The organism is Streptomyces sp. ISL-98, from assembly GCF_018614055.1.
In the GTDB taxonomy this organism is placed as follows: domain Bacteria; phylum Actinomycetota; class Actinomycetes; order Streptomycetales; family Streptomycetaceae; genus Streptomyces; species Streptomyces spiramyceticus.
On the sequence record NZ_JAGGPB010000023.1, the window covers coordinates 1 to 13,940 of the forward strand.

A 13,940-nucleotide genomic window follows, 5' to 3' on the forward strand; every position below is an offset into this window, starting at 1 on the left:
CCCGACCACTACCGCTACTGAGCAACCCGCACGACGCAAGAAACGCAAAAAGAGGGGTGGCCGGGCAGGACCGCAAAGGTCCTGCCCGGCCACCCCCCTCCGCCCTCCGTGTACGGGATCAGATCTTGCCCGCCGGCGGATCGCCCGCGTTCCAGACCAGGTCGAAGTCGAACGTGCGGATCCGCCAGCCCTCGTCCGTACGTACCGCCTCGGCCTCGTAGTGACCGCCGATGGTGAAGTGGCTTCCCGGCTCCTCGCGGCGCCGCACGTGCACCGCCATCAGGTGCGCCGTGATCAGGGCGCGGTCGCCGTCCACCCGGATGTCGTAGTTGGAGCTGACGTGGTGGGTCCGCTCGAACGTGGTGCGGGCCATCTTCTGGAAGGCCGTCAGGCCCTCCATGCCCCGGAACTCCCCCATGGGGAAGGTCAGACGGGCGTCCTGTGTGAAGACCGAGCCGAGCCAGGCGTCGCTGGCCCGGTCCTTGTCGAGATGCCGGACGTAGCGGTCGCACAGTTCGGTGAGCTCGACGCGGTCGGTCAGCTCCTGCAGCCGGAGGCTGAGCGACTGGAGGTCGTACTGCGGTGCGGTGGTGGTCATGTCTGTGTCCTTGTTCTCGGGGGCTCGGGTTCTCGGTCGGGTTCTCGGGTCTTCGGGGTCTCGGGAAGCGGTCAGGCCGCGCTGCGCCAGGTGCGCGGACCGTCGAATCCGGCCACCCGCTCGGGCCGTCGCCAGTGGGCGACCGCTCGCCTGCCGCGCGCCTGGTCGTCCGGCTCGACGTCAGGGCCGAGGACGCGGGCGAGGAGGACCGCGGTCAGGGCCGCCAGCTCCTCGGGGGCGGGGTTGCCCTTCTCGATGCGCACCAGAGGCGCGGGATACGGCTGTGTCATGGCAGCTCCTTCACTCACTGGGGCGGGTTGCCGTGCTTGCGGCGCGGCAGGTCGGCGTGCTTGGTGGCGAGCATGGCGAGGGCCCGGCCGAGCACCGACCGGGTCTCGCGGGGGTCGATGACGTCGTCGACCAGGCCGCGTTCCGCCGCGTAATAGGGGTGCACCAGCTCCTGCTTGTACTGCTCGATCTTGCTGCTGCGCATCGCCTCGGGGTCGTCGGCCGCGGCGATCTCCCGCCGGAAGACGACGTTGGCGGCGCCCTCGGCGCCCATCACCGCGATCTCGTTGGTGGGCCAGGCCAGCGCGATGTCCGCGCCGATGGACCGGGAGTCCATGACGATGTACGCGCCGCCGTACGCCTTGCGCAGCACCACCGAGATCCGCGGCACCGTCGCGTTGCAGTAGGCGTACAGCAGCTTGGCCCCGCGCCGGATGATGCCCTCGTGCTCCTGGTCGACGCCGGGCAGGAAGCCGGGCACGTCGACGAGGGTGAGCAGCGGGATGTTGAAGGCGTCGCAGAACTGGACGAACCGCGCGCCCTTCTCGCTGGCCTTGATGTCCAGCACCCCCGCCATGGCGGCAGGCTGGTTGGCGACGATGCCGACGACATGGCCGTCGATGCGGGCCAGCGCGCAGACGATGTTGGGCGCCCAGGCCGCGTGGACCTCCATGAATTCGCCGTCGTCGACGAGTTCCTCGATGACGGGACGGATGTCGTACGAACGGTTGCCGTCGGCCGGCACCAGGTCGAGAAGCGCGTCGCCCGCCCGGTCGGCCGCGTCGCCGCTCTGCGCGGACGGCGGGAGCTCCCGGTTGTTGGCGGGCAGCAGGGAGAGCAGGTAGCGCACCTCGGCGAGGCAGGTCTCCTCGTCGTCGTACACGAAGTGGGCCACACCCGAGACCCCCGCGTGTACGTCCGCGCCGCCCAGCCCGTTCTGGGAGATCTCCTCACCGGTGACGGCCTTGACGACGTCGGGGCCCGTGATGAACATCTGCGAGATGTCGCGTACGGCGAAGATGAAGTCGGTCAGGGCCGGGCTGTACGCCGCGCCGCCCGCGCACGGACCGAGCATCACGGAGATCTGCGGGATCACACCGCTCGCGCGGGTGTTGCGCTGGAAGATGCCACCGTAGCCGGCGAGCGCCGAGACGCCCTCCTGGATACGGGCGCCCGCGCCGTCGTTCAGCGAGACCAGCGGGGCGCCGGCCGCGATGGCCATGTCCATGATCTTGTGGATCTTCTGGGCATGCGCCTCGCCGAGCGCGCCGCCGAAGATGCGGAAGTCGTGGGCGTACACGAAGACTGTGCGGCCCTCCACGGTGCCCCAGCCGGTGACCACACCGTCGGTGTACGGGCGCTTGGCCTCCAGGCCGAAGCCCGTCGCCCGGTGCCGGCGCAGCGACTCGACCTCCGAGAAACTGCCCTTGTCCAGGAGCAGCGCGATGCGCTCGTGGGCGGTCAGCTTGCCCTTGGCGTGCTGTCTCTCGGTGGCCCTCGGATCCGCGCCCAGGCGGGCGAGGTCCTTGCGCTCCTGCAGATCCCTCAGCCGGTCGGCCAGTGCTTCGGTGGTTGTTGCGGGCGGCATGCTGTTCCCCCACTGTCGTGACAGTCGTGCCTGTCGTGTTGGCGTGTTCTCGTTCAGTGCCTCGCTCGCACGGCGGCGATCAGATCGGTGGCGTCCTCGGCGTACAGCCACTCCTCGGGCAGGTGGCGGGCGACGGTGCGGTGCGGCGCGTCCGCCCGCACGGCGGTCGCCGCGACGTGGCCGTCCTCGACCGGCAGATTGCGTACGCTCCAGCCCTCGGGCCGGCCGGGGGCGCCGGGCCCGCCGGCGCCCAGGTAGTCGGCGGCCGCACGGCGACACAGTCCGGTGCCCAGGCCCTTGAGGTAGGCCTCCTTGCGGACCCACAACTCGCCGAAGGCGGCGGGAAGCTGCTCCCCGGGCAGCGCTGCCATCTCGCGGCGCTCGGCCGGGTGCAGCGCCGGCAAGCACACCTGGGCCGACGCGACGGTGGGCAGCCGCTGTACGTCGACACCGAGCGGCGTGCCCGCCAGCCCGACGACCGCCAGGCCGTGGCTGTGCGAGAGGGAGAAGTGGGGCCCGGTGCCGGAGAGCACCGGCGGGCCGTGCTCTCCCGCGCAGCGCGGACACGGTGCCCGGCCCAGCCGCAGCCGGCCAGGCGGGATGCCGGTGTACGCCGACAGCAACCGCCGCAGCGCGATGTGCGCCGCCGTGTACGTCAGCCGGTCGCGCGGGCGCCGGAACGCCGCGGCCCGCCGAGTCTCGACAGGGCCGAGTTCGCGGGTCGCGAGGGGCAAGGGGCCGTCGTCGTCCGGTGGCACGCGCAGCGCCCACACGTGCGCCTCGCCCGGCCTCATGGCACGCGGCGCGGCCGGGTCCGTGAGGTGGCCTGCTCCGCCGGAAAGGGTCGGTTCCGTCATGGGTTCCTGCTCCTCATCGGGGCGCGTCGGGGAAGACCTGCGGCCCGGCAGATCCGGTGCGCCCGTCCTGCCCCGGCGCGGGGGCGGTGCGCCCCGGCGCCGGGGCGACAGCGGCTTTCCCCGCTGTGTCCCCAGTGGTGCGCCCGCGCCCGGCCGCGAGCACCACGAGCGCCCCGGCCAGCGAGGCCAGGCCACCTGCGTAGAGCCCGGCGCGGGCCCCGAAGTGGCCGGTGAGCCAGCCGACGAGGAGGGCGCCGAGGGGGGTGGATCCCTGCAGGATCAGCGTGTAGAGGGCCATCACGCGCCCCCGGAACTGCGGGTCGCTGCCGAGCTGGATCCGGTGGTTCGCCGCCTGCGCGAAGTAGATGGTCGCGAAGCCGGTGAGACAGAGCAGCACCGCTGCGGCGAGGTAGTTCGGGGACCAGCCCGCGGCCGTCTCCAGCAGCCCGAAGGCGAGGGCCGCCACGGCGACGGTACGGGCCGCCGGGCGGCTGCGGCGCACGGTGGTGGCGAACGCCGCGATCAGTGATCCTGCGGCGAACGCCGTGGTCAGCAGGCCGAAGGAGGCCGCGTCGGCGTGGAAGACGGTCTTGGCGAGCAGCGGCAGCGTCAGCTGGAAGTTGAAGCCGAACAGGCCGACGACGGCGACGAGCGCCAGCGGCACCAGCAGATCGCGGCGGGTGCCCACGTACCGCAGCCCGTCGACCACTCGGGCACCTGCCGTGGGACGGTTCCCGCGGGTCAGTTCCTGCGGCCGCATCATGCGCAGCCCCACCACCGTGGCCAGATAGCTGGCCGCGTTGACCAGCATCACCGGCCCGGTGCCCAGGACGCTGATGAGCAGGCCGGCGAGTGCCGGGCCGACGACCCGGGCCGTGTTGAAGTACGCCGCGCTCAGCGCGGAGGCGTTCGGCAGCAGGTCGGGGCCGACCATCTCGCTGACGAACGACATCCGTGTCGGCACCTCGACGGAGTTGACCGTGCCGAGCGCGAACGCGAACAGGTAGATCTGCCACAGCTGTACGGAGCCGGTGACGACCAGCAGTGCCAGCCCCAGCGCCAGGGCGCCGGAGACCAGGTTGGCGAGGGTGAGCAGCAGTCTCTTGTCGAACCGGTCCGCGATGCGCCCCCCGTACAGGGTGAACAGCAGCAGCGGCGTGAACTGCAGCGCGGTCACGGTGCCCAGGGCCGTTTCGGAGTCGCCCGTCAGGGAGAGCACCAGCCAGTCCTGGGCCACGATCATCATCCATGTGCCCGCGACCGAGACCACCTGTCCGGCCGCGAAGAGCCGGAAGTTGCGTACGGACAGGGACCGGAAGATGTTCGGGTACGTCTTGTCCATGGGCTTCATGGGCTTCATGGGCTTCATGGGCTCCATGGGCTGCGCTGCACCTCGCGTCTCTCATGTGCTGCCGGTAGACATCCCCTGGTCGGCGGCCGCCACGCATTCCTCCAGGAAGGCGAGCGCGCGCAGGTGGTACGTACGGGCGGCCCAGCCCAGGCTGATGTTGTGGCCCGCCTCGTCCAGGCGGTCGACGGTGACCCGCGGGGCCGAGGTGAGCCGGGCCGTCAGGTCGGCGATGCTCTCCGGGTCGTGCCGCCACCACTTCTCGTACTCGGCGAAGGTCAGCCGGACCGGTACGCGTACCCGGGCAGCCAGTTCGTCGAAGTACTGGGGCCAGCGCACCGCCTCCGCCCAGTCCAGGGAAGGCATCGGGGCGATCAGGGGGGCGCTGTTGCGGAAGGTGTGCGGCGGATAGAAGCGCAGACGCCCCCAGTTGCGTGTCCAGTGCCCGTGCCGGTGGGAGTCGGGGAGGTCGGCCGGGTCGACGGCGTAGCGGTGGCCGCAGCCGGAGATGTCGAGTCCGAGCAGGGGTACTCCCAGCGGGTCCGCCGCGCAGGTGAGCGCGAGTTTGCCGCCGTAGGAGTGGGCGAGCAGGAACAGGCCCGCCCCGGTGGGCCGGCCGCCGAGGATACCCGCGAGCGCCGTGCGCATCGACATGGCCTGTCCGGACAGCGTCTGTCCCTGGGGCAGTTGCCGGGCGGAGAGGCCGTAGCCGGGGCGGTCGACGGCGATGACGGTGTAGCCGAGCCGGGCGCCGAGGGTGAGCAGCGAGACGTCGGGGTGGGACTGGCCGTCGAAGTAGCCGGCCCGCATACCCCCGCCGTGCACGGCGACGACCGTCGCCCGGGGGGTGCCCTCGGGCTCGGCGATCAGCGCGGACAGGGCGACGCCGTCGCCGCCGTCCAGGGTGATCGCCCGGACGCCCGGGGACAGGGAGCCGGTGGGGGCGGGCGCCGCCACGCCGGTGTTCACGCGGCGCGCCCGGCGGCCGGGGCGGGGATGCGGGCGCGGCTCATGGTGTCCTCCTGGGGTGGGTGTGGGGGGTGACGGCCGCCGAAGCGGACGGTGTGCTCATGCCACGTCTTCGAGCCGTGCCGCACCCGAGTTGAGGCAGGCCAGGAGCGTCCGGGCCTGGACGTTGACGTAGTGTGCGTGCCCGGCCAGGTCGTTGAGCTGCCCGGGGGTGACCCACTGGAAGCCGGGCGGCGGGTCCAGCGGGGCCTGTGTCTCGTCGGCCTCGACGAAGAGGTAGCGGATCTCCGCGTACAGGAAGCGTCCGCCCTCCTCCGAGTGCAGGGCCTCGTACACGACACGTTCCGGAGCGGCCTCCAGGACGGTGTCCAGGAACGGCGGGGCTTGTACGTCGCGCCAGTTGCCGGGGTCGCACTGGACGGTGGGGCCCAGCTCGATGGTGTCGAGGAAGCCTGCCTCCGCCCTGGCGCTGACCAGCAGGTGGGGTACACCTGCGATGCGGCGGACCAGGAAGGCCGCCACCGCGGGCCCGGTCGGCTCCAGCAGGGGCTGCGACCAGCCGGAGACCTCGCGGCTGCCGGCCTCGACCGAGACGGCGACCAGCTTGAAGAAGCGGCCGTCGGGGCGGCCCAGCGAGTTCTCGTCGCGCTCCCAGCCCTTGAGGCCGGCGAGCGGCACCCGGTCGACGACCACGTCGTGACGGGAGCGTTCGACGGTGACCCAGGACTGCACGGCCGCGTCCGGGAGGAGCGCGCCCTGCTCGGACGCGCCCATGGGGAAGCAGGCGACGACCGTGCGCGAGTCCATGTTGACCACGTTGTCCAGGCGCAGCAGCTCGCCGATCTGACCGAGGGTCAGCCAGCAGAAGTCGTCGTCCTGCGGCACCTCGTCGAGCGCCTCGACCAGCATGTTGCGGTTGGCCTTGCGGTAGAACCAGGAGCCGTGTTCGGACTGGAGTACGTCGAAGACCACCCGGCCCCGGGCGGGGTCGGTGAAGTACTCGAGGTACTTCACGTCGGCACCCTTGTGGACCTTGGTGTAGTTGCTCCGGGTGGCCTGCACCGTCGGCGAGAGCTGGAGGAGGTTGCGGTTGCCCGGCTCCATCTTGGCCTGCATCAAGAAGTGCAGGACCCCGTCGAACTCCTTGGCCACCAGGCCCAGAATGCCTACCTCGGGCTGCCGGATGATCGGCTGCTCCCAGTGGCGGAACGGGCCCTCCCCGACCGTGACGGACAGCCCCTCGACGGAGAAGAACCGCCCGGTGCGGTGCACCAGGTTCCCGGTGTCCTCGGCGAACGACCACCCGTCGAGCTCGGCGAAGGGGATCCGTTCGACCTTGAAGTGGTGGGCACGGCGCCGCCCCTCCAGCCAGGCGGGGAAGTCGGCGGTGGAGATCCACGATCCGTCGGCCGCAGCCGACCGCGCGAGGCGCCCGGCGAGCACGTCGTCCGCCCGGGGACGCAGGGCCACGCTCACGCGTTTTCCCGCTTGACGCCCACGAACAGGCCGTTGCCGTTGTAGTCGCCCTCGACGTACTCCACGGAGAACCCGGCCTGCTCGAAGGCCTTCTCGAACTGCTCGCGGCCGTACAGCGACAGCACGTGGACGTCTGCGAAGTGCTGAACGCCCTTGCCGGACTCGGCCACCAGGTAGTGGACGTTCATCCGGCTGGCGGTCTCGCTGTCGCGGACCGCGTGCGAGACCCGGGCGACGGTGCGGCCGTCGACGGTGGTGACGCTGCCGCCGACGTGGCCCGGGGTGAAGTTCTCCGGGAACCACCACGGTTCGATGACGAGGACGCCGCCGGGCACCACGTGGCGGGCGAAGGTGGACAGCGTCGTGTCGAGCTCGTCCTGGCCGACCAGGTTCCCGATGGTCGCGAACAGGCAGACGACTGCGTCGAAGCGGCGGCCCAGCTCGAAGGAGCGCATGTCGCCGCACTGCACGGGTATCTCCGGCAGGTTGCGGCGTGCCACGTCGAGCATGCCCTCGGTCAGGTCGAGGCCCTCGACCACGGTGAAGTCCTCGGCGAAGTACTTCAGGTGGCCGCCGGTGCCGCACCCGACGTCGAGGACCGAGGCGGCCCGGGGGTGGCGGGAGCGGATGTGCCGGGTGACGGCGGCGGACTCGCCGCGGTAGTCCTTGCCCCGGCCGCCGTAGATGGCGTCATAGATGTCGCCGACGTCGTAGATGCCGATGTTCTCCTGGTCGATCATGTATTCCCTCTCTGGGACGGCCGGGGCCGGGCGGCCGCGGTGGTGGTGATGACAGGGGCGGGCCGGCCTAAAGGGCGGCCAGCACCAAGCGCAGCGCGTTGATGACCCGGTCCTGCTCCGCCTCGTCGAGCGAGGGGTACATCGGCAGCGAGAAGATCTCGCCGGCCAGCTTCTCGGTGACCGGGAGCGTCCCCGTCCCGTAACCGAGATACGCGAAGCCGGTCATGGTGTGGCAGGGCCACGGGTAGCTGATGTTCAGCGAGATGTCGTACGCCTTGAGCGCCTCGATGATCCGGTCGCGCTCGGGGTGACGGACCACGTAGACGTAGTACGAGTGGGTGTTGCCTTCGTTGGTGGCCGGCAGCCGGAGCGCATCGGGGCCCGTGAGGTCGCCGAGCTTCTCCTCGTAGCGGCGGGCAACGGCGTTGCGGCCGGCCACGTACTCGTCGAGCCGACCGAGCTTGCGGCGCAGGATCTCGGCCTGTACCTCGTCCAGCCGGGAGTTGTGGCCCGGGGTGCGGACGACGTAGTAGACCTTGTCCATGCCGTAGTAGCGGAGCTGACGCATGGCCAGGTCGGTCGCCTTGTCGGAGGTGACCACCGCTCCGCCGTCCCCGTACGCCCCGAGAACCTTGGTGGGGTAGAAGGAGAACGCGGCCGCGTCGCCCATGGTGCCGACGAGCTCGCCGTGGTGACGGGCGCCGTGCGCCTGCGCGCAGTCTTCGAGGATCTTCAGCCCGTGCTTTGCGGCGATCGCCTTGAGCGGGGCCATGTCGACGCTCTGGCCGTAGAGGTGGACCGGCAGCAGCGCCTTGGTGCGAGGGGTGATCGCCGCCTCGACGAGGTCGGTGTCGATCAGGAAGTCCTCTTCGCGCACGTCCACGAACACGGGGACGGCCCCCGTGCCGGTGATGGCCAGGACGGTGGGGGCCGCCGTGTTGGAGACGGTGACGACCTCGTCGCCGGGGCCGATGCCCAGTGCTTCCAGGGCGAGCTTCAGCGCGTTGGTGCCGTTGTCGACACTCGTGCAGTAGCCCGCGCCGTGGTAGGCGGCGAACTCCGCCTCGAAGCCCTTGACGCTCTCACCGAGCACCAGTTGGCCGGAGCCGAACACCTTCTCGACGGCGTCGAGGATGTCGGCCTTCTCCTTCTCGTACTCCGGCAGGTAGTTCCATACACGCGTCGTCACTCTCATACCTCCAGGTGCGGGTCGTACTCGTCAAAGGGGGGCTGGACCTGCGGAGTCAGGCGGCGGGCGTGAGCGGGCCGCACACACCCGCCAGCCCGGTCTCCATCGCGCGGGCCGCGTCGGAGCCGTACGCCTGCTCGATGCGCCGCAGCAGACCCGCTCCGGTGAGCTCGTACTCCTGGGTTCCGACGGATTCGAGCACCAGCGTGGCCAGGCTGCAGCCGAGCTGCGCCGCCCGTTCCTGCGGCCAGCCCCACGAGGTGCCGGCCAGGAAGCCGGCCCGGAAGGCGTCGCCCACGCCGGTCGGTTCGACGACGTCGTCCGTGTGGACGGCGGCCACGTGCAGGCCGGGCCGGTCCTTTTGGGCGATGTCGACGCCGTCGGCGCCGCGCGTGGTGATCCAGGTGCCGACGCGCTCCAGGACGTCCGTCTCGCTCCAGTCGGCGTGCTCCTTGAGCAGCGCCGCCTCGTACTCGTTGGTGAACAGGTACGTGGCCCCGTCGACCACCGTGCGGACCTCGTCACGGCCGAGCCGGGCAAGCTGCTGCGAGGGGTCGGCGGCGAAGGGGACGCCGAGCCGGCGGGCGGCCTCGGTATGGCGCAGCATCGCTGCGGGGTCGTCGGCGCCGACCAGGACGAGGTCCAGCCCGCCGCAGTTTCCGGCGACGGTGGCGAGGCTGATCTTCCGGGCCTCGGCCATGGCGCCCGCGTAGAACGTGGCGATCTGGTTCTGCTCGATGTCCGTCGTGCACACGAAGCGCGCCGTGTGCAGGGTTTCGCTGACGTGTACCGCGGAGGTGTCCACGCCGTTGGCCTCCAGCCAGCGCGCGTACTCCCCGAAGTCGACGCCCGCCGCGCCGATCAGCACGGGGGAGAGCCCGAGTCTGCCGAGCCCCAGCGCGATGTTGGCCGCGACTCCGCCCCGCCGCACCTCCAGGGAGTCGGCGAGGAAGGACAGCGAGACCCGGTCGAGACTGTCGGCGATCATCTGCTCGACGAACCGGCCCGGGTAGGCCATCAGATGGTCGGTGGCGATCGATCCGGCCACAGCGATGCGCACGGCGGTTGGCTCCTTCGATTGGGCGTGGGGGGCGAAACGCCGACTCAGACGCCGGCGGCCTTCTTGAGGGCATCGACGCGGTCGGTGCGCTCCCAGGTGAAGTCGGGGAGCTCGCGGCCGAAGTGGCCGTACGCGGCTGTCTGGGCGTAGATCGGGCGCAGCAGGTCGAGGTCGCGGATGATCGCGGCCGGGCGGAGGTCGAAGACCTCGGCGACGGCGTTCTCGATCTTCTCCGTGTCGACGGTGGCGGTGCCGAAGGTCTCGACGAAGAGACCGACCGGCTCCGCCTTGCCGATCGCGTACGCGACCTGGACCTCGCAGCGCGCGGCGAGGCCCGCGGCGACGACGTTCTTGGCGACCCAGCGCATCGCGTACGCCGCCGAGCGGTCGACCTTGGACGGGTCCTTGCCGGAGAAGGCGCCGCCGCCGTGGCGGGCCATACCGCCGTACGTGTCGATGATGATCTTGCGGCCGGTGAGGCCGGCGTCGCCCATCGGGCCGCCGATCTCGAAGCGTCCGGTCGGGTTGACCAGCAGGCGGTAGCCGTCGGTGTCGAGCTTGATGCCGTCCCCGGCCAGCTGCGCGAGCACGTGCTCGACGACGAACTTCCGTATGTCCGGGGCCAGCAGCGAGTCCAGGTCGATGTCGGAGGCGTGCTGCGAGGAGACGACGACCGTGTCGAGGCGGACGGCCTTGTCGCCGTCGTACTCGATGGTGACCTGGGTCTTGCCGTCGGGACGCAGGTAGGGGATGGTCCCGTTCTTGCGGACCTCGGACAGGCGGCGGGAGAGGCGGTGCGCGAGGTGGATCGGGAGCGGCATGAGCTCCGGGGTCTCGTCGCACGCGTAGCCGAACATCAGGCCCTGGTCGCCGGCGCCCTGCTTGTCGAGCTCGTCGTCATCGTCACCTGCGGCGGCACCTTCGACCCGGGTCTCGTACGCCGTGTCGACGCCCTGCGCGATGTCGGGGGACTGCGCGCCGATGGACACCGACACGCCGCAGGAGGCGCCGTCGAAGCCCTTGTTCGACGAGTCGTAACCGATCTCCAGGATCTTCTCGCGCACGAGCTGCGCGATCGGCGCGTACGCCTTCGTGGTCACCTCACCGGCGACGTGCACGAGGCCGGTGGTGATCAGAGTTTCCACGGCGACGCGGGATGCCGGGTCCTGGCGCAGGAGCGCGTCGAGAATCGTGTCGCTGACCTGGTCGGCGATCTTGTCGGGGTGACCCTCGGTCACGGACTCCGAGGTGAACAGACGTGTTGCCATCACAGTTCCTTCTGAATCGGTGGAGCGGACATGCCCTAGAGCGCGGTGGCCGGGCCGAACCAGCGCGTGAGCGCGGCCGTCAGCTGCCCGGCGTCCGCCCCGGCCCATGCGACATAGCCGTCGGGGCGGACGAGGACGGCGGCGGCGCCCGCGAACACGGCGGCGTCATCCGGTTCGGCCGGGGTCGCCGTGACGGTGAGCACCCGGTCCTTCCAGCCTGCCGACGCCTCGCGCAGCGCCTGGTCGTCGGTGAGGTCGAGCAGTACGCCCTGGGCCGTGTGCAGCAGTTCGGCGCTGCTCCGGTCGTCGAAGGCGGTGCGCAGGGTGCGGTGCGGCAGGCGGCGTCCGAGCAGCGGGTGCCCGCCGTCCGGGGCCTCGGCGCCGCCCATGTCGTAGCGGATGTCGAGACCGCTGACCACGCCCGCGAGGTGCTTCTTGACGTCGTCGTACTCGATGAGTTCGGCGAGCAGTTCGCGCAGCGGGTCCGTCTCGGGGCCGCCGAGGAACACTTCGCCCTGGGCGCGGGTGTTCATCAGGAGCCGGGCGCCGACCGGGTGCCGTTCGGAGTGGTAGGTGTCCAGCAGGCCGGGCGGCGCCCAGCCCTCCACCACTGCGGCCAGTTTCCAGCCGAGGTTGACGGCGTCCTGGATGCCGGTGCTCAGACCCTGTGCGCCGGCGGGCAGATGGATGTGCGCCGCGTCGCCGGCGAGCAGCACCCGGCCGCGCCGGTACTCGCCGGCCTGCCGGGTGGCGTCGGTGAAGGAGCTGACCCAGTCGGCGCCGCCGCCCGATATGTCCTCGCCGGTCAGCCGCTGCCAGGCGGCGGCCACCTCGGCGAACTCCGGGGTCTCGCTGCGGCCCGCCGGCGGGGTGCCGTGCTCGCAGACGATGATGCGGTCCACACCCTCGGCGAGGGGGGCCGCCATCACCATGCCGCCGTCCAGCCGTTCGCCCAGGAACCGGGGCCGAAGCCCGCAGCCGGTCACGTCGGCGAGGTACATGCCGCGGGTGGCCGCGGTGCCGGAGAAGCCGAAGCCGGCCGCCTTGCGCACCGGGCTGTTCCCGCCGTCGGTACCCACCAGGTAGGCGGCGCGCAGCCGCTGTTCGCCGTCGGGGGTCGCGGCGGTGATCTCGACGCCGTCCTCGTCCTGTGTCAGGCCGGTGAACTCCCAGCCGCGCCGGATCTCGACGCCGAGCTCCACCGCCCAGGCCTCGAGTACCGCCTCGGTCTGCGACTGCGGGATGCCGCGCGCACCGAAGTGGGCGCCCTCAAGGACGGTGTAGTCGAACTGCAAGCCGCCGAAGTGGCCCATCGGGCTGGTCTCCAGCGCGGGGAAACGTGGGACCAGCCCGCGCTGTTCCAACGACTCCAGGGCGCGTGCCGTGAAACCCAGGCCGCGCGACTGCCCGGTGGGCCGCTTCAGCCGCTCGGCGACGACGACGCTCGCCCCGCCCAGCCGCAGTTCGCCGGCCAGCATCAGCCCGGTCGGGCCGGCACCGACAATGATCACGTCCGCATCCACGGATATTCCCTCTCGGTTCTCGGTGGCACGCATCAGGCTGCCCCGGCGGGTTCTGCGGCCTCTGCGGCACGGTGCTTGACGGACTTCCACCACTCGGGGTTGTCGCGGTACCAGGCGACGGTCCCGGCGATCCCCTCGTCGAAGGAGATGCGCGGCGCGTAGCCGAGCTGCTCGCGGATCTTGGTGTCGTCCAGGGAGTAGCGCAGGTCGTGGCCCTTGCGGTCCTCGACGTAGCGGATCAACGAGTCGTCTGCGCCGGACAGTTCGAGCACCCGTCGGGTCAGCGAGAGGTTGTCCAGCTCGTTGCCGCTGCCGACGTTGTAGATCTCGCCGGCACCGCCCCGGGTCAGCACCAGGTGGAGGGCCCGGCAGTGGTCGTCCACGTGCAGCCACTCGCGCCGGTTGCGGCCGTCGCCGTAGACCGGGACTGTGAGGCCTTCCAGCACGTTGGTGACGAACCTGGGGATGAGCTTCTCGGGGTGCTGGTACGGGCCGTAGTTGTTGGCGCAGCGCGTAATGGAGACGTTCAGCCCGTGCGTGCGCCAGTAGGAGCGCGCGATGAGGTCGGAGCTCGCCTTGGAGGCGGCGTACGGGGAATTGGGCAGCAGCGGCCAAGCCTCCGTCCAGGAGCCTTCGTCGATGGAGCCGTACACCTCGTCGGTGGACACGTGCAGGACGCGCTCGACGCCGCTGTGCAGGGCGGCCTCCAGCACGGTCTGGGTGCCCAGTGCGTTGGTGCGGACGAACTCGGCGCCGCCGTCGACGGAGCGGTCCACGTGCGATTCGGCGGCGAAGTGCACGATCGCGTCGTGTCCGGGGAGCAGTTCGAACAGCAGCGCACCGTCGCAGATGTCGCCGCGTACGAACTCCAGCCGGTCGTTCGCGGCGGGCAGGTTGTCCCGGTTGCCGGCGTACGTCAGCTTGTCGAGCACGGTGATACGGGTCCCCGCGTCGGCGCCGTAGGAGCCGGCCAGCAGCGCGCGTACGTAGTGGGAGCCGATGAAGCCGGCGCCTCCGGTCACCAGAATCCTCATGC

Annotated in this window: 13 protein-coding genes; all 13 read right to left on the reverse strand. The window is 71.1% G+C overall.

Annotated features, from left to right (window positions below; translation table 11 throughout):
• Positions 1–118 precede the first annotated feature (118 nt).
• The 13 genes from J7I98_RS16400 to rfbB all read right to left on the reverse strand — a co-directional run bounded on the left by J7I98_RS16400 (position 119) and on the right by rfbB (position 13,938).
• Entirely contained in the window at positions 119–598 is a 480-nt protein-coding gene (locus J7I98_RS16400; RefSeq protein ID WP_214921449.1) for a nuclear transport factor 2 family protein, read from the reverse strand.
• A gap of 71 nt (positions 599–669) precedes the next feature.
• Positions 670–888 carry an acyl-CoA carboxylase epsilon subunit gene (locus tag J7I98_RS16405; protein WP_214921450.1) on the reverse strand — a complete coding sequence of 73 codons (219 nt, stop codon included), beginning with the start codon at positions 886–888 and terminating at the stop codon, positions 670–672.
• Between the two features lie 14 nt (positions 889–902).
• A complete protein-coding gene (locus tag J7I98_RS16410) occupies positions 903–2,474 on the reverse strand; it encodes an acyl-CoA carboxylase subunit beta (RefSeq protein ID WP_214921451.1) in 1,572 nt (523 codons plus the stop codon).
• A 53-nt stretch (positions 2,475–2,527) separates the two neighbouring features.
• Positions 2,528–3,331 (reverse strand): 4'-phosphopantetheinyl transferase superfamily protein, encoded by an 804-nt coding sequence (locus tag J7I98_RS16415; RefSeq protein ID WP_214921452.1) that lies wholly within the window; start codon positions 3,329–3,331, stop codon positions 2,528–2,530.
• Positions 3,332–3,344: 13 nt separating this feature from the next.
• A complete protein-coding gene (locus J7I98_RS16420) occupies positions 3,345–4,709 on the reverse strand; it encodes an MFS transporter (RefSeq protein WP_251020734.1) in 1,365 nt (454 codons plus the stop codon).
• Positions 4,710–4,733: 24 nt separating this feature from the next.
• The gene (locus tag J7I98_RS16425) at positions 4,734–5,648 is read right to left on the reverse strand and encodes an alpha/beta hydrolase (RefSeq protein ID WP_214921453.1); all 915 of its coding nucleotides are present in this window, start codon (positions 5,646–5,648) and stop codon (positions 4,734–4,736) included.
• Between the two features lie 99 nt (positions 5,649–5,747).
• Complete coding sequence (locus tag J7I98_RS16430) at positions 5,748–7,124, reverse strand: NDP-hexose 2,3-dehydratase family protein (protein WP_214921454.1); 1,377 nt, start codon at positions 7,122–7,124, stop codon at positions 5,748–5,750.
• Positions 7,121–7,864: a trans-aconitate 2-methyltransferase gene (locus J7I98_RS16435; protein WP_214921455.1), complete on the reverse strand. Its 744-nt coding sequence runs from the start codon at positions 7,862–7,864 to the stop codon at positions 7,121–7,123. The genes J7I98_RS16430 and J7I98_RS16435 overlap by 4 nt, the downstream gene beginning before the upstream one ends.
• A gap of 67 nt (positions 7,865–7,931) precedes the next feature.
• Complete coding sequence (locus J7I98_RS16440; protein WP_214921456.1) at positions 7,932–9,053, reverse strand: DegT/DnrJ/EryC1/StrS aminotransferase family protein; 1,122 nt, start codon at positions 9,051–9,053, stop codon at positions 7,932–7,934.
• A 55-nt stretch (positions 9,054–9,108) separates the two neighbouring features.
• On the reverse strand, positions 9,109–10,113 hold the full coding sequence (locus J7I98_RS16445) for a carbohydrate kinase family protein (RefSeq protein WP_214921457.1): 1,005 nt from the start codon (positions 10,111–10,113) through the stop codon (positions 9,109–9,111).
• A gap of 44 nt (positions 10,114–10,157) precedes the next feature.
• Positions 10,158–11,381, reverse strand: a complete 1,224-nt coding sequence (gene metK, locus J7I98_RS16450) for a methionine adenosyltransferase (protein ID WP_214921458.1) — start codon at positions 11,379–11,381, stop codon at positions 10,158–10,160.
• A gap of 35 nt (positions 11,382–11,416) precedes the next feature.
• Entirely contained in the window at positions 11,417–12,937 is a 1,521-nt protein-coding gene (locus J7I98_RS16455) for an FAD-dependent monooxygenase (protein ID WP_214921459.1), read from the reverse strand.
• On the reverse strand, positions 12,937–13,938 hold the full coding sequence (gene rfbB / locus J7I98_RS16460; protein WP_214921460.1) for a dTDP-glucose 4,6-dehydratase: 1,002 nt from the start codon (positions 13,936–13,938) through the stop codon (positions 12,937–12,939). The genes J7I98_RS16455 and rfbB overlap by 1 nt, the downstream gene beginning before the upstream one ends.
• Positions 13,939–13,940: the final 2 nt, after the last annotated feature.

Excerpts from the sequence above, each read along its gene's own strand:
- J7I98_RS16400 (WP_214921449.1), bottom strand. The coding sequence starts at position 598 with ATGACCACCACCGCACCGCAGTACGACCTCCAGTCGCTCAGCCTCCGG.
- J7I98_RS16405 (WP_214921450.1), bottom strand. The coding sequence starts at position 888 with ATGACACAGCCGTATCCCGCGCCTCTGGTGCGCATCGAGAAGGGCAAC.
- J7I98_RS16410 (WP_214921451.1), bottom strand. The coding sequence starts at position 2,474 with ATGCCGCCCGCAACAACCACCGAAGCACTGGCCGACCGGCTGAGGGAT.
- J7I98_RS16415 (WP_214921452.1), bottom strand. The coding sequence starts at position 3,331 with ATGACGGAACCGACCCTTTCCGGCGGAGCAGGCCACCTCACGGACCCG.
- J7I98_RS16420 (WP_251020734.1), bottom strand. The coding sequence starts at position 4,709 with ATGGAGCCCATGAAGCCCATGAAGCCCATGAAGCCCATGGACAAGACG.
- J7I98_RS16435 (WP_214921455.1), bottom strand. The coding sequence starts at position 7,864 with ATGATCGACCAGGAGAACATCGGCATCTACGACGTCGGCGACATCTAT.
- metK (WP_214921458.1), bottom strand. The coding sequence starts at position 11,381 with ATGGCAACACGTCTGTTCACCTCGGAGTCCGTGACCGAGGGTCACCCC.
- J7I98_RS16455 (WP_214921459.1), bottom strand. The coding sequence starts at position 12,937 with ATGCGTGCCACCGAGAACCGAGAGGGAATATCCGTGGATGCGGACGTG.
- rfbB (WP_214921460.1), bottom strand. The coding sequence starts at position 13,938 with ATGAGGATTCTGGTGACCGGAGGCGCCGGCTTCATCGGCTCCCACTAC.